Consider the following 20,303-nt stretch of genomic DNA (forward strand, 5'->3'; position numbering starts at 1 on the left):
TATTTCCGCAGACAGTGTGAAAAGAAAAGAACCTTTTCGTTGCTAGTTGATATAAAAAATGATTATAAAGCCTAGTTCAGTAGTAAAATTTGTGAATTGCTATCAAAAGATGCAACGAAAACAGCCGAAGTAAAAAAGCTGAAAACAAGATATGGAAAAATTTCAAGGAAGGGGTGATAGAAATGGAAGCAGCCTATATTCATATTCCATTTTGCGAACACATTTGCTACTATTGCGATTTTAATAAAGTATTTCTAAAAGGGCAGCCTGTGGATGAATATCTTGAAATGCTTATTCGTGAAATGAAAATAAAAACAGAGCAGAATCCACCAGGCCAAATACAAACGATTTTTGTGGGAGGAGGGACACCAACCACATTAAATGCCGCCCAGCTGGAGGTTCTGTGCAAAGGAATAAGGGAGTACCTTCCTTTGCAAGAGGGGGAGTTTACCTTTGAAGCCAATCCCTCTGATCTCTCGGATGAACAGCTTCATGTCTTGAAGGATTATGGAGTGAACCGGTTGAGTTTTGGAGTTCAATCCTTTAATGATGAACTATTAAAGAAAATCGGGAGAACACATCGTGCGGCAGACGTGTTTTCAACGCTTAAAAAAGCTGAAAAAGCAGGCTTTGACAATATCAGCATTGATTTGATATACAGCCTTCCCGGGCAGACGGAAGATGATTTTCGTAACACTCTAAAAACAGCCCTTGAGCTCGGCCTTCCGCATTACTCCAGCTATTCCTTGATTGTTGAGCCTAAAACTATCTTCTTTAATTTGCAAAGAAAAGGAAAACTATCTTTGCCAACGGAAGATTCAGAGGCCAATATGTACAGTCTTCTAATGAACGAAATGGAGAAAGCTGGTTATCATCAATACGAAATTAGTAATTTTGCCAAGCCTGGGTTTGAAAGTCGGCATAATTTGGTGTATTGGAATAATGAGGAATATTTCGGTTTTGGAGCAGGCGCCCATGGCTATATTAATGGTGTAAGGGGATCAAACTACGGCCCGTTGAAAAAATACATGGATCCGTTGAAGAACTGGGAGCTTCCGGTTCAAGAAGAGCATCTTTTGACCAAAAAAGAAAAAATGGAAGAAGAGCTGTTTCTTGGCCTGAGAAAAAATGAAGGTGTCAGCATGACCCGTTTCAAAGAAAAATTTAATGAGCAGCTTATTACCATTTTTAACAACCCGATTCAAGATCTGAATGGCAGGGGATTAATTGAAATTAGTGGAGATCGAGTGCGATTGTCAAAAAAAGGCCGTTTTCTGGGAAATGAAGTGTTTGAAGCCTTTTTAATTGTTTAGGCTTCTCTTAAAATAACTTTATTGCGGGTTCAAAGCATCAAGCCGGCCACTACTAATAATTATGACCTTTTCATAATGGGAGAAGACATAATGAGCATCGTGTCTCTGTATAAGATTAATGTAATCCTATGTGGATTTGAGGGGACGGTAGGAGCGTGTGACGAGGAGGCTTCCTGCAGCCTGCGGAAAGCGAGTGCATACAGTGTAAATCAACCAACATGAAGGAAAGAGCGCAAACAGTGTCACAGTAAATTCCTGTGTTGATGTAAAGGCGAAATTGATTGAGCGAATGTTCGAGACTCCTGCGGGAAAAACCGGTAAAGGGGAGACCCCGCAGGAGCAGGCTGCAGGGAAGCTTTCAGACCGCCTGTGGAAAGCGTGCCTGCAGCAGACATCAACTGGTATGATGAACAGAGTCATTGATTATGGAATTGGCTAATTCATATGTAAAATCATTGACATCAACAGCCGATTTTGATAATTTATTAGTATCATTAGCACTCGGCTTTGATGAGTGCTAACAGAGGTGATGAACGTTGTTAACAGATCGCCAGCTTCTTGTATTGAAGGTAATCATTGACGATTTTATCCGATCTGCGCAACCTGTCGGCTCCAGGACCCTTTCTAAAAAAGATGAAATTTCCTTCAGCTCTGCTACCATACGAAATGAAATGGCGGATTTGGAGGATATGGGTTTTATTGAAAAGACTCATACTTCCTCAGGAAGAATACCTTCTGAGAAAGGGTACAGATATTATGTCGATAACATTTTATCTCCGCAAAAGCTCGACAAGCAAATCATTTCACAAATTCATTCTATTTTCATTGACCGGATTTATGAAATGGAAAAGCTGGTGCAAAAATCAGCGCAAATTTTATCGGAATTAACGAATTATACTGCTATCCTATTAGGGCCTGCAGTAAAAGAAAATAAATTAAAAAGGCTGCAAATTGTTCCTTTAAATCAGGAAACAGCGGTGGCCATCATCATTACGGACACCGGTCACGTAGAGAACCGGATGTTTACTCTTCCGCACGGCTTTAATTTAGGAGACTTGGAAAAGCTGGTGAATATATTAAATGCAAAGCTGGCTGATGTCCCTATTAATGAGCTGCGAGATAAAATCTATAAAGAAGTTGTTCAAATCCTGAGGGCTCATATTGAGAATTATGATGCAATGCTTCATTCTTTCTCTGATGCATTGAACGTCCATCAGCACGAAAAGATTTTCTTTGGCGGAAAAAGCAATATTTTAAACCAGCCTGAATTCAATGATATTCACAAGATTCGCTCTTTAATGGAAATGATTGAAGGGGAAAAAGGAGTTTATGAGTTATTTAAGCATACTCCTGCAGGCATTCATGTTAAAATTGGAAAAGAAAATCAATTGTCTGAGATGGAAGACTGCAGTATCATTACTGCGACCTATTCCATCGGACAAGAACCTGTAGGCACAATTGCCTTACTGGGACCGATTAGAATGGAATATTCACGGGTTATCAGCATTGTTGATTTTTTAAGTCATGATATGTCCAGAGCTTTGACAAGATTGTATCAAGGCTAAACATTGTGGACATATTGAGTATAGAAAATTAATACTGGAAACCATTGTGCAGCAATTAATGGTTTCTAGTGTTTTCCCATGCACAAACACATGAACTTTAAAAACAGAGCTGAATGATTCCTTTAAAGGGGGTGAAAACAATGGCAGATGAGCAAAAACAAATGGAAGATCAAGAAACCATTCATCAGGAAACTGAAGAAAAAGAAGCGGCAGAGGCTATTTTTGCTGAAGGGACACCTGAAGCTGAAACAGAGGCTGCTGATGATATAAAGCAATCTGAGCAATTGGCTGAATTACAGGCTAAGCTTGATGAGAGTGAAGACCGCTATATACGTCTTCGTGCTGATTTTGACAATTTCCGCCGCCGGATGCAATTGGACCGTGAAGCGAGTGAAAAATATAGAGCACAAGCCTTAATTACAAATCTTTTACCAGCCATTGATAATTTTGAGCGTGCCATGCAGATTACTCCTGATAACGAGCAGACAAAACAATTGCTCCAGGGAGTAGAAATGGTTTATAAAAGCATTCAGGAAGCTCTTAAACAAGAAGGCATTGAAATAATTGAGTCAGTGGGAAAAGAATTTGATCCTTATTATCACCAGGCCATTATGCAGGTTGAGGATGAGAGCTATGGATCAAATGTAGTAGTGGAAGAATTCCAAAAAGGCTACATTCTGAAAGACCGCGTCATTCGTCCTTCCATGGTGAAGGTAAATCAATAATTCTAGAAAACTACATATTCGTAAGGGAGGCAATTGAACATGAGCAAAATTATCGGGATTGACTTAGGTACAACAAACTCATGTGTATCTGTTCTGGAAGGCGGAGAGCCAAAAGTTATTCCAAATCCAGAAGGCAACAGAACAACACCTTCTGTTGTTGCGTTTAAAAATGGCGAGCGCCAGGTTGGTGAGGTAGCAAAACGTCAGGCAATTACAAATCCTAACACTATCATTTCTATTAAACGTTATATGGGTACAGACCATAAAACTACTGTTGAGGGAAAAGATTATACTCCACAGGAAATTTCTGCAATGATCCTTCAGTATCTAAAGTCTTTTGCAGAAGACTACCTTGGAGAAACAGTTGAAAAAGCTGTTATTACAGTTCCAGCTTACTTCAATGATTCACAGCGCCAGGCTACTAAAGATGCCGGACGTATTGCCGGTTTGGAAGTTGAACGTATTATCAATGAGCCTACTGCAGCAGCATTAGCATACGGTCTTGATAAAATGGATGAAGACCAAACCATTCTTGTTTATGACCTTGGCGGCGGTACATTTGACGTATCTATCCTTGAATTGGGAGACGGCGTATTCGAAGTTCGCGCTACTGCTGGTGACAATAAACTTGGCGGTGACGACTTTGACCAGGTTATTATTGATTATTTAGTACAGGAGTTTAAAAAAGAAAATGGCATTGACCTTTCAAAAGATAAAATGGCATTACAGCGCTTAAAGGATGCAGCAGAAAAGGCGAAAAAGGATCTTTCCGGTGTTACTTCAACACAAGTTTCACTGCCATTCATTACAGCAGGAGAAGCAGGTCCGCTTCATTTAGAAGTAACTCTTTCCCGTGCGAAATTTGAAGAACTTTCTGCAGAACTTGTTGAGCGTACAATGGGGCCGACACGCCAGGCATTAAAGGATGCAGGCTTATCAGCTAATGAAATAGATAAAGTTATCCTTGTTGGGGGTTCTACACGTATCCCTGCTGTTCAGGAAGCCATCCGTAAAGCACTTGGCAAAGAGCCGCACAAAGGTGTAAACCCTGATGAAGTTGTGGCAATGGGTGCTGCAATCCAGGGCGGTGTGTTGACTGGTGATGTGAAAGATGTTGTTCTTCTGGACGTAACACCACTTTCTTTAGGAATTGAAACAATGGGCGGAGTTGCAACAAAGCTTATTGAACGCAATACAACAATTCCAACTTCAAAATCTCAAGTGTTCTCAACAGCCGCTGATAACCAAACAGCAGTGGATATTCATGTATTGCAAGGGGAACGCCCAATGGCTGCTGACAATAAAACACTTGGACGCTTCCAATTATCCGATATTCCGCCGGCACCACGTGGAATACCGCAAATTGAAGTAACATTTGATATTGATAAAAACGGTATCGTAAATGTAAGTGCTAAGGATTTAGGAACTGGCAAGCAACAAAACATTACGATTAAATCAAACACAACTTTATCTGATGAAGAAATTGACCGCATGGTGAAAGAAGCAGAAGAAAATGCTGAAGCAGATAAGGCACGCAAGGAAGAAGTAGAACTTCGCAACGAAGCTGACCAGCTGATCTTTGCAACTGAAAAAACAATCAAAGATCTTGAAGGGAAAGTAGAAGAAGCAGAAGTAAAAAAAGCGGAAGAAGCAAAGGATGCTTTAAAAGCTGCAATTGAGAAGAATGAGCTTAATGAAATTCGCGAAAAGAAAGAAGCTCTTCAAGAAATCGTTCAAAATCTTTCTGTAAAGCTTTATGAAGAAGCAGCTAAACAGCAGCAGGCTCAACAAGGTGCAGAAGGCCAAAGCACAAGCAAAAAGGACGATAATGTTGTAGATGCAGAATTTGAAGAAGTGGACGATAAGAAATAAAAGAAATTCTCAGCAAGCCTTTGCATAGAATGTTAGGCAGGGCATCGATGCTGTACTTATCTTTAAAAGTCAAAGTCAGGTCAATCTTGGCTTTGGCTTTTTCTATGAATTTAAATTTGTACGCCGATGAACAAGGGTCCAGCTCCAGGCACCATCGGCTCGAGGTCATAAGCCCAGCCGTCTAGAAGGTTAAAAGGCAAACCTTCAAGCCGACTTGTCTTATGCTTGTCGCCTAAAGCTGTACACCTTGCGCTTTTCTTGTTGTCCAGCTCCAGCGCCTATCGGCTAGCGGATTTCTACGTCTCCTCCCAGCGATAAGTCAGCATCAGCTCGCGAACTACCTCGCTGTGTTTCCTTTATCTCAGTCGAAGACTCTGAAATCCTTACGCCGATGAACAAGGCGCTTATGCTTTTCTTGTTGATTGTTACATGTGACAATGCTAAAATTACCTTTATGTGAAAGGAATCGGGAGTGTGTTTGAATGGATAAAAGGGATTATTATGAAGTATTAGGCCTGCAAAAAGGTGCTTCGAAAGAAGAAATTAAAAAAGCTTACAGAAAGCTTTCAAAAAAGTATCATCCGGATATTAATAAAGAAGCGGATGCAGCGGATAAATTCAAAGAAGTAAAAGAAGCATATGAAGTATTAAGTGATGATCAAAAACGTGCCCATTATGACCAGTTCGGCCATACGGATCCAAATCAAGGCTTTGGGGGCGCTGGAGACTTCGGAGGTTTTGGCGGCTTTGAAGATATCTTCAGCACTTTCTTTGGAGGCGGGGGAGGAAGGCGCCGTGATCCAAATGCTCCACGCCAAGGAGCTGACCTTCAATATACGATGACTCTTTCTTTTGAGGAAGCTGTCTTTGGCAAGGAAACGGACCTTGAAATTCCTAAAGAAGAAACGTGTGATACCTGCCATGGCTCAGGGGCACAGCCAGGAACAAAGCCGGAAACATGTCCGCATTGTCATGGTAGCGGCCAATTAAATACAGAACAAAACACGCCATTTGGAAAAATTGTGAATAGAAGAGTTTGTCATTATTGTGAAGGAACAGGCAAACTGATTAAAGATAAGTGTAAGACTTGTGGAGGATCCGGTAAAGTGAAAAAACGTCGGAAAATTCACGTGAAAATTCCAGCAGGAATTGACGATGGCCAGCAGCTTCGTGTCTCAGGCCAGGGTGAGCCAGGCATAAATGGCGGGCCTTCAGGAGATTTATACGTAGTCTTCCATGTTCGTGAACACGAATTTTTCGAGAGAGATGGAGACGATATCTATTGTGAAGTACCTATAACATTCTCTCAGGCTGCACTAGGTGATGAAATTGAAGTTCCTACGCTGCATGGAAGAGTGAAACTGAAAATCCCTGCAGGAACTCAAAGCGGCACTAAATTCAGGCTCCGCGGCAAAGGGGTACCAAATGTAAGAGGATATGGCACAGGCGATCAGCATATATTTGCAAAGGTTATGACGCCAACCAAGCTGACAGATAAACAGAAGCAGCTATTAAGAGAGTTTTCGGAAATCAGCGGGCAAATACCAGACGAACACAATGAAAGCTTTTTTGACAAAATGAAAAGAGCTTTTAAAGGGGAATAATCAAAAATGGAGTTGGTAGATAGTGAAATGGTCTGAAATTATGATTCATACAACAAATGAAGCGGTAGAACCGATTTCAAATATCCTGCATGAGGCTGGAGCCAGCGGAGTCGTTATTGAAGATCCGTTTGAACTGGTGAGAGAACGGCAGGATCAATTTGGGGAAATCTACCAACTCAATCCGGATGATTATCCTGAAGAAGGAGTTATTGTGAAAGCTTATTTGCCCGTTAACAGCTTTTTAGGTGAAACAGTTGAGGAAATAAAACTCGCAATAAGTAATTTGACATCCTTTAATATTGATATCGGCCGGAATCATGTAACAATAAGTGAAGTAAACGAAGAAGAGTGGGCCACTGCATGGAAGAAGTACTATAATCCAGTTAAAATTTCTGAGAAGTTTACTATTGTCCCTACATGGGAGGATTATACACCAGTAAGCAGTGACGAATTAATTATCGAGCTTGATCCCGGCATGGCTTTTGGTACAGGAACTCATCCTACTACCGTTATGTGTATACAGGCTTTGGAGCGCACGGTGAAAAAAGGTGATACGGTTATTGATGTCGGTACAGGTTCAGGAGTACTCAGTATTGCAGCAGCTCTTTTGGGGGCAGAAAAAGTGGATGCCCTGGATCTTGACGATGTCGCAGTCCAGTCTGCCAAATTGAATCTTAAGCTGAACAAAGTTCATCATATTGCTGACGTTCGCCAGAATGATCTTCTAAAAGGGATAGAGTCTCAGGCAGATATTGTCGTAGCCAACATATTAGCAGAAGTAATCTTACGTTTTACAGAAGACGTAGGAAGAGTGGTAAAGCCTGGTGGCCATTTCATTGCTTCAGGAATCATTCAGCAAAAGAAAAACCAGGTGAAGGATGCTATTATTGAAGCTGGTTTTACCATAGTAGAAACACTGGTAATGGAAGATTGGGTTGCATTTATAGCGAAGCGCGGGTGAAGAATGTTGCAAAGATATTTTATCGGGCAAAAATATGATGGTAACCATACCATAACGCTGACAGGGGATTCATACCATCATATTTCCCGTGTAATGAGAATGAAAGCCGGCGATTCCATTTATCTTGTCTTCTTAGAGGGAAAAGCGGCTGAAGCGAAAATTACGGAAATTACCAATGAAGAAATATTCGCAGACATTGTAAAATGGGAAGAAACAAATAAAGAAATGCCTGTCCGTGTAACGATTGCGAGCGGACTGCCCAAAGGGGATAAATTAGAGCTGATTATCCAAAAAGGCACTGAACTTGGCGCTTTTCAATTTGTCCCTTTTATCGCGGATCGCTCCATTGTAAAGTGGGATGCCAAAAAAGAAAAGAAAAAAGTGGAGCGCTGGCAAAAGATTGCACAAGAGGCTGCAGAACAATCACATAGGCAGCACTTGCCTGAAGTAATGGCTCCATGTTCATTTAAGGAGCTTCTTCAATTAAGCGATATGTATGAGCATAAATTAGTCGCTTTTGAAGAAAGCGCAAAGCAGGGAGAAGCCTCCCGGTTTGCTGAAGCGATATCCGAGTTCAAGCCTGGTCAGCGTGTGCTTGCTGTATTTGGTCCGGAAGGCGGACTGTCCGACAAAGAAATAGCGTTATTAGAAAACAAGGGATATATGGTATGCGGCCTGGGGCCTCGAATTTTAAGAACGGAGACCGCCCCTTTATACGCACTATCTGCCATTTCCTATCATTTAGAATTAATGAGGTGATTATATGTCCTCAGTGGCATTTCATACATTAGGCTGTAAAGTAAATCATTATGAAACGGAAGCAATCTGGCAAATCTTTAAAAACCAGGGCTATGAACGCACTGATTTTGATTCATCAGCGGATGTGTACGTCATTAATACATGTACGGTAACGAATACAGGAGATAAAAAAAGCCGCCAGGTGATTCGGCGTGCTGTGCGGAAAAATCCGGATGCAGTAATTTGTGTAACTGGCTGCTATGCTCAAACATCTCCAGCTGAAATTATGGCGATTCCTGGTGTAGACATTGTTGTAGGTACACAGGACCGCGTTAAAATGCTTGAATATATCGAGCAATTCAAAAACGAACGCCAGCCGATCAACGGTGTTAGAAATATCATGAAAAACCGTGTATATGAAGAGCTGGATGTACCGGCTTTTACAGACAGAACTCGCGCTTCCTTGAAAATCCAGGAAGGCTGCAATAATTTCTGTACCTTCTGCATTATCCCATGGGCGAGAGGTTTGATGCGATCACGTGATCCTCAGGAGGTTATTCGCCAGGCTCAGCAGCTTGTTGATGCAGGATATAAAGAGATTGTTTTAACAGGCATTCACACTGGCGGCTATGGACAGGATATGAAGGATTATAATCTTGCTATGCTGCTGACAGATCTTGAAAAACAGGTTCACGGCCTGAAACGAATTCGTATATCTTCTATAGAGGCAAGCCAGCTGACAGATGAAGTAATTGAAGTTATCGAGAATTCTAAGCTTATTGTCCGCCATATGCATATTCCTCTTCAATCTGGATCGGACACTGTTTTAAAAAGAATGAGAAGGAAATATACAATGGCTGAATTTGCAGAACGTCTTACCAAGCTGAAAAAAGCATTGCCTGGCCTTGCTGTTACTTCAGATGTCATTGTCGGCTTTCCGGGTGAAACAGAAGAAGAGTTTCAGGAAACCTATGATTTCATAAAAGAGCATCAATTTTCAGAGCTCCATGTGTTTCCTTATTCCAAGCGAACAGGCACACCTGCTGCTAGAATGACAGATCAAATAGAAGAAGACGTGAAGAATAATCGCGTTCATCGCTTAATTGAATTGTCTGACCAGCTTGCAAAAGAATATGCTTCTAAATTTGAAAATGAAGTACTTGAAGTGATTCCTGAAGAAAGATTTAAGGAAGATCCAGAAAGCGGTCTTTATGAGGGATATACAGATAACTACTTAAAGGTAGTATTCCCGGCTAATGAAGATATGGTAGGGAAATTAGTGAAAGTAAAAATAACAAAAGCAGGATATCCATATAACGAAGGGCAGTTTGTCCGCGTTTTGGACAACCTTGCCCCTGAAGCTGAAAAAACAGCCATTTAAACTGCAGAGCCTCTGCAGTTTTTTTGTTGGATAAACGTATAAAATTCTTGTCAAATAAATGAATTAATCTAGCCTCTGTCTAGCTCCAGCGCCTATCGTCTAGCGGATTTCACCGTCTCCTCCCTGCGATAAGTTAACATCAGCTCGTAAACAGCCTCGCTGTGTTTCCTTTATCTCAGTCGCAGACTCCGAAATCCGTACGCCGATGAGCAAGGCGCTTACGCTTTTCTTTATTGTCTAGCTCCAGCGCCTATCGTCTAGCGGATTTCACCGTCTCCTCCCTGCGATAAGTCAACATCAGCTCGTAAACGGCCTCGCTGTGTTTCCTTTATCTTAGTCGCAGACTCCGAAATCCGTACGCCGATGAGCAAGGCGCTTACGCTTTTCTTTTTCCATGGAGCCAAACGATAAAGCTTCCGAATCTTGTAGCAAAAGGCAAGACCAGCAATGAACTAATCAAATTAAATAGGACACTTGCATGGGCAAGCTGGGCTTCGGGATTGATTGTTAAGCTTTTACAAAACAATGCTAGATAATGGATCAGAGGCATGCAGATAAGTGCACCGGTTACATTCAGCCAAACATGTGCATACGCAGTTAATCGTGCTTCCTCTCCTCCGCCCAGACTCGCTAAAAGTGCTGTTATGCATGTGCCAATATTAGCCCCAAGCATAATGGCAATGCCTGTTTCCAAAGGAAATATGCCTGCACTTAAAAAACTCATAGCTATTCCTGTCATAACGGTGCTGGATTGTATGCAGGCAGTCAAGCCTATGCCCAAAAGGAATGAGAGGACGGTATGGCTGCTGACAAGCTGCAGGAGATGCTGAATGAAGCTTAACTGTGTTAAAGGGACTGCAAGTCTTTCAAACGCCCTCATGGACGCTACAATGATCGCAAAGCCTGTTAAAATAAACCCGATGCTTTTCAGGCGTTTCGAAGTGAATAAAAATAAGCAAACACCAATGATAAAAAAAGGTAAGGCAATACGAGATAGATCAAAAGAGAGAAATTCAAGTGTAAAGGTGGTACCGATATTGGTGCCCAGGATAATGCCGATCGTTTCAGGGAAGGCCAATATTTTTGCGGCAACAAGACCAATCGTGATGACCATAACTGCTGCGCTGCTTTGCATAAGCGCTGTCATCAGGATTCCGGCAGCCATCCCCTTTAGAGGGGTGCTGGTAATTTTCTTCATCCAGCTTTCCATTGCTTTTCCCGATAGCATAAAAAGCCCCGTTCGTAGCCATTTAATTCCTATTAAAAAGCTAATAATTAATAGAATAAATAAGATAAAATAAAGCACGTCCATCACCTCCTTTTACATATATGGGCCAAATGTACGGAACATGACAAGCCGTTAAAATTCCTGGGAGTGACCAGGCTGCAGATCTTTTAAAAGCTTTAAAAGACTTTGTTTGCATAGGTTAATTGCTTTATTTCATAAATGTTAAATTTCTATGTTGTTAACTGCTTATTTTTTAGCTTATTCGTGTTAAACTAACGTTTTACAACCTTTGTTCTTACAGCAAATAACTAAAATAAAGATGGATTAATAGAGAAATAATCCATTTTTAGTACTAATAAGTGCAAAGATTGTTGACCTTGCATAAAGGTTATATTATAATGGCAAAGTACATGGTTTTACCATGGCTTGAACATGATGTAACCGTAGTGTGTTCGGTGTTCGGAGGGAGGGAAAGAGAGATGTCAAAAACAGTTGTTCGTAAAAACGAATCGCTTGAAGATGCTCTTCGCCGCTTCAAACGTACAGTTTCTAAAACTGGAACGTTGCAAGAATTTAGAAAGCGCGAATTTTATGAAAAGCCAAGCGTAAAACGTAAGAAGAAGTCTGAAGCTGCTAGAAAACGTAAGTACTAAGAGAGGGTGGAATAATGAGTCTTCTCGAGCGTTTAAATGAAGATATGAAACAAGCGATGAAAAACAAAGAAAAAGAAAAACTCTCTGTCATCCGGCTACTTAAAGCTTCACTTCAGAATGAAGCCATTAAGCAAGGGAATTCAGAATTAACTGAAGAAGAAGAGTTGACTGTCCTTTCTCGCGAAGTGAAGCAACGCAAAGACTCCCTCCTTGAATTTGAAAAAGCGGATCGCGAAGATCTGGCTGAAAAAATTCGCACAGAACTGACTTATGTCGATATATATATGCCAAAGCAGCTTTCGGAAGATGAAGTCACCAAATTAGTGGAAGAAACGATTAATGAGGTTGGCGCTTCTACAAAAGCTGATATGGGCAAAGTCATGAGTGCCATCATGCCTAAGGTTAAAGGTCAAGCTGATGGTTCTACTGTAAACAAGGTCGTTATTCAGCAGTTATCGAATAGGTAAATAAAAAACCGGGAAGTTTATACTTCCTGGTTTTTTATTTTAATCGCATATACATATATATGTAGTATGTATGAACACTTTTAAGGCACAGATTGAAACTTTTTTGAAAATTAATCGTAAATTTAGATGGCAATAATGGATTCAAAAGCAATTTTTACAAAAAGGGGGGACAAAAGTGAAATGGACGGTTTTGATTTTCTTTGTTGTTTTTATGACCGCTTTACTAGGCTTTTCCCGTATCATGTGTATTTCTGCGAATGCTGACAGCAGGTATTCCAATAATCATGCTTTAAGCGCAAAGCATGAATTGAATCAGAAGCAGTTTTATTCAGAGCAGGCTCTGGCAAATGATTTAGGCAATAGCCATACAAGATATGAAAGCGCAACCTTTTCAAGCGGTTTTACTGCATTCCTAAACACCCCGGTTATCGTTACGCTCCTTTTAACGATTGCGTGCTTAGGGTTTGCGCTGGAATTATTTTCTCCTCGATTCGGGATAGCAGGTTCTATTGGCTTGATTGCCGTACTCTTGTATTTTTACGGACATTTTGCTGCAGGTCTGGCAGGCTTCGATGTTATACTTTTATTCATTATAGGCATATTGCTTGTGGCAGCAGAATTCTTCCTCCCTGGCGCGATTGCCGGTATTTTAGGGATTGCCTCTATACTTGCCAGTCTACTGCTTGCGGGTGGGGATATAAAGTATACAGCTATTTCTCTTTTAATTGCACTTTTAGTGACATTACTTGGCGTGATTTTTATGATAAAGGTGCTGAAAAAAAGAATGAAATTATTTAAAAAAATTGTTTTGGATGATTTTGCCAGCACAGAAGGAGGATACGTATCAAATATTAATCGAAAAGATCTTTTGGGAAAAACAGGAAAAACACTTACACCTTTAAGACCTGCAGGAATGATGAATATTGGAGAGGAGCGGCTGGATGTAGTAAGTGAGGGCAGCTTTATTCCGAAGGATGAATGGGTAAGTGTAATAAAGGTGGAAGGTTCACGTATTGTGGTGCGCCCGTTAAAAAAGGATGAAAATGCGTGAAGCGTGTTGTTATTTTCGTTTGAATACAGCTAATGTTTCTGTTCTAGTGATGAATAGATGTCAAGAAGACACACAACGTTCGGAATGACACTTTGGACTTAAAGCAACAATCTATTTGAAAACAGCTTTAATAAATGAGCATACAAGGAGGTATTTTGGATGGTATTAACACCCGGAACGGTTTTGGTGATATTTGCTATCGTCATTGCCATTATTTTGATTGGTATTTTATTAACGTTTGTACCGGTTATGCTATGGATCTCAGCCCTTGCAGCCGGAGTGAAAATTGGCATTTTTACATTAGTGGGAATGAGGCTGCGCCGTGTCATTCCAAGCCGTGTTATTAATCCGCTAATCAAGGCAAGGAAAGCGGGAATTGAAGTAGGAATTAATCAGCTAGAAAGCCATTACCTGGCAGGGGGAAACGTGGATAGAGTGGTCAATGCATTAATTGCTGCCCATAGAGCGAATATTGAATTGAGCTTTGAACGATGTGCAGCGATTGATCTTGCTGGAAGAAATGTACTTGAGGCTGTTCAAATGAGTGTTAATCCTAAAGTAATTGAAACTCCTTTTATACCCGGGGTAGCAATGAATGGTATTGAGGTAAAGGCAAAAGCCAGAATTACCGTGCGTGCGAATATTGAAAGACTGGTAGGGGGAGCTGGTGAAGAAACGGTCATTGCCCGTGTTGGGGAAGGGATTGTTTCAACTATTGGCTCATCTGACAGTCATAAAAAAATTCTGGAAACACCAGATTTAATCTCCCAAACTGTCCTGACAAAAGGCCTGGATGCCGGTACAGCGTTTGAGATTCTTTCGATTGATATTGCGGACGTGGATGTGGGCAAGAATATTGGGGCAGAGCTTCAAACCGAGCAGGCGGAAGCAGATAAAAAAATTGCACAGGCAAAGGCGGAAGAGCGAAGAGCAAGAGCTGTTGCAACGGAGCAGGAAATGAAAGCCAGGGTTCAGGAAATGCGTGCAAAAGTGGTGGAAGCGGAAGCAGAGGTCCCGCTGGCAATGGCTCAGGCGCTGCGTGAAGGGAATATCGGAGTAATGGATTACCTCAACTTAAAAAACATTGAATCAGATACTGAGATGCGCGGTTCAATCGGAAAAATGACCGATGATAAAAAGAACGAAAAATAAATCATGAAGCCTTTTTAAAATCGTCGCTGCCGCTTAGAGACAATTAAGTATACAAGGATTATGGCTATAAAAACACACTGTGCATGAAGCGGCAGAGAAAGAAGGGAAGCTATGAATTCAATCATTTTCTTTCTTCTTATTGCGGGAATTGGGTGGGTAGCGAAAAAGATACGTGACATTGCAGGTGATACCGCGAGAAACGCTAAACCGCCCTTTAAAAAAGCCATTTTGGAGCAAGGGGCACCACAGCATACACAGGGCTCCAAAAAACTCCATTATGAAATGAATTCTAAAGAAGAAAGAGAAAGACCATCCCGGCAATATGACCGGAATTCGGCATCTGCATTTGATATGTCTGCAGAAGAATACTATCAGAAAAAGTCTAAAGCGGCAATGAAACGTGAAATCCAGGAAAACCAAGAGGTTTCTCCTTCACTTACAGAGGGCTCGCTTGAAGGAGAAGATTTTGTGAAAGGAATCATCATGTCTGAAGTCCTGGGCCCGCCAAGGTCAAGGCGTCCCTACAGACAGTAGCTGTAAATGGCTGGATCTTGGGCTGCAAAAGGATTAGAAACATATATGAATGTATTCTTTTAAAAACCAAGATAATTAAGTGCTGAATCCCTATTTTGTTTCATACATATGAGATGAAAGGGGGTTCTTTTTTATGGCAAAAAAATGGGGCCGGTTACTTCGAAGTTGGATGACACAGAAAATGGAGCTTCCGCAAGATGTCATGATGGATCTCCCCCGCATTACAATGATTGGGCAAATTCATATTTACATAGAAAATCACAGAGGACTCCTTACCTTTACCGATCAGGAAGTGAGGCTTCTTTTGAAACAAGGACAGCTACTAATTAAGGGCAGTTCATTTGTGATTAGAACGATTTTGCCAGAAGAGATTTTATTGGAAGGGAAAATAGATGCTGTTATGTATCTAAATGAATAGGGAGTGACATTCTTGAAAAATCATTGGGTTACTTTTTTGGGAGGAACAGTACAGGTTTTGGTAGAGGGGAAAGGTGTAGAACGTTTTATAAATCAGCTGACCCGCTCTGACCTGGTGATTTGGAATGTAAAAAGACAAGGAACATCAGCCATTACATTCTTTATAAGACTGAATGATATCCATCAACTAAGACATCATGTCAAAAAATATGAATGCCGCGTTTCTTTTTTAAGGGGACAAGGTGCACCATTTTTATGGAAAAGGATTTTGAAGAATGGAGGATTTCTAGCAGGATTAATCCTTTTTTTCATTATTATCACCATTCTATCCAATGTGGTTTGGGGCATACAAATAAAAGGGGCAAGCCCTAAGACGGAATACCAGATAAGAAAAGAACTGACACGGATGGGCATCCATGTGGGAGAACTCCAATTTTTTATAAACGATGTTGAGACCATCCAGCATGATTTGACGAACCGAATTTCTAATATTACATGGGTAGGTGTTGAATTAAGAGGGACAACCTTCCATTTTCAGGTGGTTGAAAAAACCACTCCCAAACCCCCTAAGCCTCTTGCTCCCCAACATCTCGTGGCAAATCAAAAGGCTGTTATTACAGATATGTTCGTTCAATCGGGCAAACCTGTAGTAAAACTGCATCAATTTGTTAAAAAAGGACAGCTTCTAGTATCGGGCCTTGTAGGAAGCGAGGATAAGCCGGTCGCCGTTGCTGCAACAGGAGAAGTAATGGGGAAAATCTGGTACCAATCTACTGTTGAAATGCCAATGAAATCAGATTTTCAGGTATATACAGGGAAAGAAGAAAGAAAGCACGCAATCGAAATTGGATCTTTAAGAATTCCTTTTTGGGGATTTGGAAAAATAAAATATGCTAAGTATGATGAAGAGAAAGAAAGCTATCCCGTGAAATTTCTTGGCTGGCAGCTGCCGTTAAAATATGTAGAGATAACAGCGAGAGAAAAGCAAATGGTTGCTCGTGAATATACCAAAGAAGAGGCAGTAAAGGCTGCCGAAAGTCTTGCACGTAATGATTTAAAAGCAAAAATACCAAAAGATGCGAAGATCGTGGATGAATATACTTTGCATGAAAAAGTAGAGAATGGTAAAGTGAAATTAGCATTATATTTCCAAGTCATAGAAAACATTGCACAAGCGAAACCAATCATTCAAGGAGATAAAGAATGACAGAAGAGATTAAAACAACGAACCTCGAATTAGAAAATCCAAATGAGGCTGTTGCATTATTTGGAAATGCAGACATGAATCTTAAAGTACTTGAACAAGAATTTAATGTTTCCATTATCACCAGAGGAGAAAGCATTCACGTCTCTGGTCCGCAAGAGATGGTAGGGAAAGTAAACAGGGTTCTTCATGAGTTAATTCTTTTAATTAGAAAAGGCATTCAAATCAGCCAGCGGGACGTTTTATACGCGATCCAAATGGAAAAGCAGGGCACGCTTGAATATTTATCTGATCTGTATGAAGAAGAAATAACCAGGAATGCAAAGGGTAAATCAATACGGGTGAAAACACTCGGCCAGAGACACTATATATCAGCTATTAAAAAACATGACCTTGTTTTTGGGATAGGCCCTGCAGGAACGGGTAAAACCTATCTGGCAGTGGTTATGGCCGTAAATGCATTAAAGAGTGGCGAAGTAAAAAAAATTATTCTGACCAGGCCTGCAGTGGAAGCTGGAGAAAGCCTTGGATTTTTGCCTGGTGATTTAAAAGAAAAAGTGGATCCCTATCTGAGGCCTTTGTATGACGCCCTTAACGACATTTTAGGCAGCGAACATACCCAAAGGCTTATTGAGAGGGAAACGATTGAAATTGCGCCTCTTGCGTATATGAGAGGACGCACATTGGATGATGCCTTTGTCATCCTGGATGAAGCACAAAATACAACAGAAGCACAAATGAAAATGTTTTTGACAAGGCTGGGTTTTAGTTCGAAAATGGTTATAACAGGTGACAGGACACAAGTAGACCTTCCAAAAGGCGCTCAATCCGGGCTTGTTGCTGCTGAAAAAGTACTCGATCACGTTAAGGGAATATCATTTATTTATCTTGAACAAACAGATGTTGTTCGCCATCCGCTTGTGGCACGAATTATAGAAGCCTATAATCAACAGAAATCTTAAACCGGACAGTCTATACAGTCCGGTTTTTTTCTGAGCATAAGTATAAAATTTTTTATTGAATCATTCTCTGCCCGGTTGGAAGAATGCAAACCCAATCTTCCTGACAATTGGGTAGGTCCATAAGCCCAGCCGTCTAAATGTTATAAGGCAAACCTTGAAGCCGGTTTGTCTTATGCTTGTCTCTTAACTCGGTATGTCTTGCGCTTTTCTTGGTTTGTTTTTAAACATTCTGAATATGGGGTGCATTTTAGCGGGAAAACTGATATCATTTTACATAATTAGGATAGGTTTGCAGACACGATTGAGGAGTGGCGGTTGAACATGAAAATTCAGACTGGATTAAATCGCATTCAAGCTTTTTTAGGCACAAAAGTATTTAATACACTTATTTTTATCCTGCTGGCTCTGCTGTTATTTGGAGTGCTTTATCAGAATATAAAGCCTCAAACCTATAACATGGAGCTTTTTTCTGTTGCGGACAAAACGGTACGCTCTCCAAAAACTATTGAAGATCAGGCAAAGACGGATGAAGAGAAACAAAAAGCTGCTCTAGAAGCAGGACAAGTATATACGTATAATAAAGATATGGTGTACAATCGTGTTTCTCTTATTAATTCGATATTTGATTTTGTTGTAGACATAAATCAGAACAATTCCGCCGTATCCAATAACACGGACCAAAAAAAGAAATCTCCGACTATGAGTGAAAAGCTCTCCCGATTAAAGACTTCGCTGTCTGCAAATGTGAATGAAAATGTCACGAAATCTTTGCCCGATGATATATTTGAGGGATTATTAGAGGCTGACAATAACGAATTGGAGCAAGCGAGAAACATTGTTATCAACCAAATAGAATTTTTTATGAATGATAAAATACGGGAAAATAAGGTTCTTCAGGTAAAGGAAATGATTTCTGATAAAATAGATCATTATAATTTAAATGGATCGTTAAGAAGGTCTGCAGTGGAGCTTGGAAAGTATGCAATCGTTCCAAATGATCTTTATGATGCGGATCTAACGGCAGAGAGAAAGAAGGAAGCAATGGATAATGTAGAACCCATCAAAATTCTTCAGGGACAAGTCATTGTCCAGGAAGGACAGTTGATTGACAGAGAGACCTATCGTCAGCTTGAGCTTTTAGGTTTGTTAACAAGTCACCAAAGTATAAAGCCGTTTGTTGGACTTGCTGTTTTTGTTCTTCTGATCATTGGAGGTTTGTACATATACTTTGCTAAAATGCGGATGCCTGAAGAAAAGAAACAAAACGAACTGCTTATGCTAAGCTTTATTTTTATTATTTCACTAATCCTTATGAAAATCGTCAGTTTAACGGATGATTTAAATCTGCCGGAAGCTGCCTATATATTTCCTGCTGCATTAGCTCCTATGCTGTTAAGGTTTTTGGTAAATGAACGCTTTGCATTTATTGTAACCATATTTCTTGCAGCGTGCGGAAGCATAGTCTTTCATGATGAAATGGCGGGAACCATCAATGTTGAAATGGCCCTTTATATTTTATTTAGCGGTACGGCAGGAATATTATTTCTGACCAATCAAAAGCTGCGCTCTAACATTCTTCAGTCAGGTATTTTTATTTCCTGTGCTAATGTTCTGGTTATATTCTTTTTAATTTTGATTGGGAACGGCCAATATAACAAAATGGAGTATGTATACTATATTATTTTTGCTTTTGGTTCAGGAATCTTGTCATCGATTCTCACGATGGGATTATTGCCGTTTTTTGAGGCTCTTTTTGGGATTTTGTCCACAATGCGTTTGATTGAGCTTTCCAATCCCAATCATCCGCTTCTAAAAAGAATTCTGACGGAGGCTCCCGGCACGTATCATCACAGCCTGATGGTTGGCAACCTGGCAGAGGCTGCCTGTGAGGCCATTGGAGCTAATGGCTTGCTCGCAAGGGTGGGCTGCTATTATCATGATATTGGAAAAACAAAAAGGCCGCATTTTTTTATTGAGAATCAGTTAAATATCGAAAACCCTCACGATCATCTTGATCCTGAGACAAGCAAGGAAATCATCATAGCCCATGCAGTAGATGGTGCAGAAATGCTCCGAGAGCACCGTTTGCCAAAGGAGTTGGAAGATATTGCAGAGCAGCATCACGGGACGACATTATTAAAGTACTTCTTCTATAAAGCAAAGGAAAAAGACCCTCATGTGGATGAAGAAAGCTTTCGCTACCCGGGTCCGAAGCCGCAAACAAAAGAGACAGCAGTTATCAGTATTGCCGATAGTGTGGAAGCAGCTGTGCGATCCATGCCCAAACCTAATGCAGACAAAATTAAAAGGCTTGTAAATAATATCGTTCAGGACCGCCTGGAGGATGGACAATTAAATGAATGTGATATAACCTTAAAAGAGCTTGAAGTGATAAAGAAAACCTTCTGTGAAACATTAAACGGGATATTTCATTCTAGAATCGAATATCCTAATGAAAAAAATAAAGGGTGAAAAT

The 20,303-nt window shown here is 40.6% G+C and carries 20 protein-coding genes; 19 read left to right on the plus strand and 1 reads right to left on the minus strand.

Translation table 11 applies throughout. From position 1 onward, the window contains the following. Positions 1 to 182 precede the first annotated feature (182 nt). The 10 genes from hemW (at position 183) to mtaB (ending at position 10,159) form a co-directional block, all read left to right on the plus strand. Entirely contained in the window at positions 183 to 1,313 is a 1,131-nt protein-coding gene (gene hemW / locus A5N88_RS01230) for a radical SAM family heme chaperone HemW (RefSeq protein WP_066262048.1), read from the plus strand. 90 nt (positions 1,314 to 1,403) lie between these two features. Then, a complete protein-coding gene (locus A5N88_RS26035; RefSeq protein WP_260525536.1) occupies positions 1,404 to 1,535 on the plus strand; it encodes a hypothetical protein in 132 nt (43 codons plus the stop codon). A 55-nt stretch (positions 1,536 to 1,590) separates the two neighbouring features. Next, a complete protein-coding gene (locus tag A5N88_RS24625; protein ID WP_157090565.1) occupies positions 1,591 to 1,752 on the plus strand; it encodes a hypothetical protein in 162 nt (53 codons plus the stop codon). Between the two features lie 97 nt (positions 1,753 to 1,849). After that, positions 1,850 to 2,878 carry a heat-inducible transcriptional repressor HrcA gene (gene hrcA, locus A5N88_RS01235; RefSeq protein WP_066262050.1) on the plus strand — a complete coding sequence of 343 codons (1,029 nt, stop codon included), beginning with the start codon at positions 1,850 to 1,852 and terminating at the stop codon, positions 2,876 to 2,878. A 140-nt stretch (positions 2,879 to 3,018) separates the two neighbouring features. Continuing rightward, positions 3,019 to 3,603, plus strand: a complete 585-nt coding sequence (gene grpE, locus A5N88_RS01240; protein WP_066262052.1) for a nucleotide exchange factor GrpE — start codon at positions 3,019 to 3,021, stop codon at positions 3,601 to 3,603. Positions 3,604 to 3,642: 39 nt separating this feature from the next. Continuing rightward, entirely contained in the window at positions 3,643 to 5,475 is a 1,833-nt protein-coding gene (dnaK, locus tag A5N88_RS01245) for a molecular chaperone DnaK (protein ID WP_066262054.1), read from the plus strand. Positions 5,476 to 5,957: 482 nt separating this feature from the next. Next, the gene (gene dnaJ / locus A5N88_RS01250; RefSeq protein ID WP_066262057.1) at positions 5,958 to 7,079 is read left to right on the plus strand and encodes a molecular chaperone DnaJ; all 1,122 of its coding nucleotides are present in this window, start codon (positions 5,958 to 5,960) and stop codon (positions 7,077 to 7,079) included. Positions 7,080 to 7,101: 22 nt separating this feature from the next. Then, entirely contained in the window at positions 7,102 to 8,040 is a 939-nt protein-coding gene (gene prmA, locus A5N88_RS01255) for a 50S ribosomal protein L11 methyltransferase (RefSeq protein ID WP_066262059.1), read from the plus strand. Between the two features lie 6 nt (positions 8,041 to 8,046). Beyond that, positions 8,047 to 8,799: a 16S rRNA (uracil(1498)-N(3))-methyltransferase gene (locus tag A5N88_RS01260; RefSeq protein WP_066262064.1), complete on the plus strand. Its 753-nt coding sequence runs from the start codon at positions 8,047 to 8,049 to the stop codon at positions 8,797 to 8,799. A gap of 4 nt (positions 8,800 to 8,803) precedes the next feature. Beyond that, positions 8,804 to 10,159: a tRNA (N(6)-L-threonylcarbamoyladenosine(37)-C(2))-methylthiotransferase MtaB gene (gene mtaB / locus A5N88_RS01265; protein ID WP_066262065.1), complete on the plus strand. Its 1,356-nt coding sequence runs from the start codon at positions 8,804 to 8,806 to the stop codon at positions 10,157 to 10,159. Positions 10,160 to 10,535: 376 nt separating this feature from the next. On the opposite strand, the gene A5N88_RS01270 is transcribed toward mtaB, so the two are convergent. Beyond that, positions 10,536 to 11,465, minus strand: coding sequence for a Na/Pi symporter (locus A5N88_RS01270; RefSeq protein ID WP_066262066.1), 930 nt, complete (start codon positions 11,463 to 11,465; stop codon positions 10,536 to 10,538). A 401-nt stretch (positions 11,466 to 11,866) separates the two neighbouring features. Between A5N88_RS01270 and rpsU the strand changes: the two genes are divergently transcribed. From rpsU to A5N88_RS01315, 9 genes are all read left to right on the plus strand, one after another. Beyond that, on the plus strand, positions 11,867 to 12,040 hold the full coding sequence (rpsU, locus tag A5N88_RS01275; RefSeq protein ID WP_066262073.1) for a 30S ribosomal protein S21: 174 nt from the start codon (positions 11,867 to 11,869) through the stop codon (positions 12,038 to 12,040). Positions 12,041 to 12,054: 14 nt separating this feature from the next. Next, entirely contained in the window at positions 12,055 to 12,507 is a 453-nt protein-coding gene (locus A5N88_RS01280) for a GatB/YqeY domain-containing protein (protein ID WP_066262076.1), read from the plus strand. A 175-nt stretch (positions 12,508 to 12,682) separates the two neighbouring features. Then, a complete protein-coding gene (locus tag A5N88_RS01285; protein WP_066262078.1) occupies positions 12,683 to 13,558 on the plus strand; it encodes an NfeD family protein in 876 nt (291 codons plus the stop codon). Positions 13,559 to 13,717: 159 nt separating this feature from the next. Next, entirely contained in the window at positions 13,718 to 14,710 is a 993-nt protein-coding gene (floA, locus tag A5N88_RS01290) for a flotillin-like protein FloA (protein ID WP_066262080.1), read from the plus strand. A 111-nt stretch (positions 14,711 to 14,821) separates the two neighbouring features. Beyond that, positions 14,822 to 15,244: a YqfB family membrane protein gene (locus A5N88_RS01295; protein ID WP_066262083.1), complete on the plus strand. Its 423-nt coding sequence runs from the start codon at positions 14,822 to 14,824 to the stop codon at positions 15,242 to 15,244. 133 nt (positions 15,245 to 15,377) lie between these two features. Further along, complete coding sequence (gene yqfC / locus A5N88_RS01300; RefSeq protein ID WP_066262087.1) at positions 15,378 to 15,662, plus strand: sporulation protein YqfC; 285 nt, start codon at positions 15,378 to 15,380, stop codon at positions 15,660 to 15,662. A 12-nt stretch (positions 15,663 to 15,674) separates the two neighbouring features. Continuing rightward, entirely contained in the window at positions 15,675 to 16,868 is a 1,194-nt protein-coding gene (gene yqfD / locus A5N88_RS01305) for a sporulation protein YqfD (protein WP_066262089.1), read from the plus strand. Further along, a complete protein-coding gene (locus A5N88_RS01310; RefSeq protein ID WP_066262090.1) occupies positions 16,865 to 17,827 on the plus strand; it encodes a PhoH family protein in 963 nt (320 codons plus the stop codon). Before yqfD ends, A5N88_RS01310 begins: the two co-directional genes overlap by 4 nt. A 321-nt stretch (positions 17,828 to 18,148) precedes the next feature. Continuing rightward, positions 18,149 to 20,299, plus strand: a complete 2,151-nt coding sequence (locus A5N88_RS01315) for an HD family phosphohydrolase (RefSeq protein ID WP_066262091.1) — start codon at positions 18,149 to 18,151, stop codon at positions 20,297 to 20,299. Positions 20,300 to 20,303: the final 4 nt, after the last annotated feature.

Origin of the sequence: Heyndrickxia acidicola (assembly GCF_001636425.1) — a bacterium.
GTDB classification, from domain to species: Bacteria; Bacillota; Bacilli; order Bacillales; family Bacillaceae_C; genus Bacillus_AE; species Bacillus_AE acidicola.

Coding starts and splice junctions, on each gene's coding strand:
- hemW (WP_066262048.1), top strand. CDS start 183: ATGGAAGCAGCCTATATTCATATTCCATTTTGCGAACACATTTGCTAC.
- A5N88_RS26035 (WP_260525536.1), top strand. CDS start 1,404: ATGAGCATCGTGTCTCTGTATAAGATTAATGTAATCCTATGTGGATTT.
- grpE (WP_066262052.1), top strand. CDS start 3,019: ATGGCAGATGAGCAAAAACAAATGGAAGATCAAGAAACCATTCATCAG.
- dnaK (WP_066262054.1), top strand. CDS start 3,643: ATGAGCAAAATTATCGGGATTGACTTAGGTACAACAAACTCATGTGTA.
- dnaJ (WP_066262057.1), top strand. CDS start 5,958: ATGGATAAAAGGGATTATTATGAAGTATTAGGCCTGCAAAAAGGTGCT.
- mtaB (WP_066262065.1), top strand. CDS start 8,804: ATGTCCTCAGTGGCATTTCATACATTAGGCTGTAAAGTAAATCATTAT.
- rpsU (WP_066262073.1), top strand. CDS start 11,867: ATGTCAAAAACAGTTGTTCGTAAAAACGAATCGCTTGAAGATGCTCTT.
- A5N88_RS01280 (WP_066262076.1), top strand. CDS start 12,055: ATGAGTCTTCTCGAGCGTTTAAATGAAGATATGAAACAAGCGATGAAA.
- floA (WP_066262080.1), top strand. CDS start 13,718: ATGGTATTAACACCCGGAACGGTTTTGGTGATATTTGCTATCGTCATT.
- A5N88_RS01295 (WP_066262083.1), top strand. CDS start 14,822: ATGAATTCAATCATTTTCTTTCTTCTTATTGCGGGAATTGGGTGGGTA.
- yqfC (WP_066262087.1), top strand. CDS start 15,378: ATGGCAAAAAAATGGGGCCGGTTACTTCGAAGTTGGATGACACAGAAA.
- A5N88_RS01310 (WP_066262090.1), top strand. CDS start 16,865: ATGACAGAAGAGATTAAAACAACGAACCTCGAATTAGAAAATCCAAAT.
- A5N88_RS01315 (WP_066262091.1), top strand. CDS start 18,149: ATGAAAATTCAGACTGGATTAAATCGCATTCAAGCTTTTTTAGGCACA.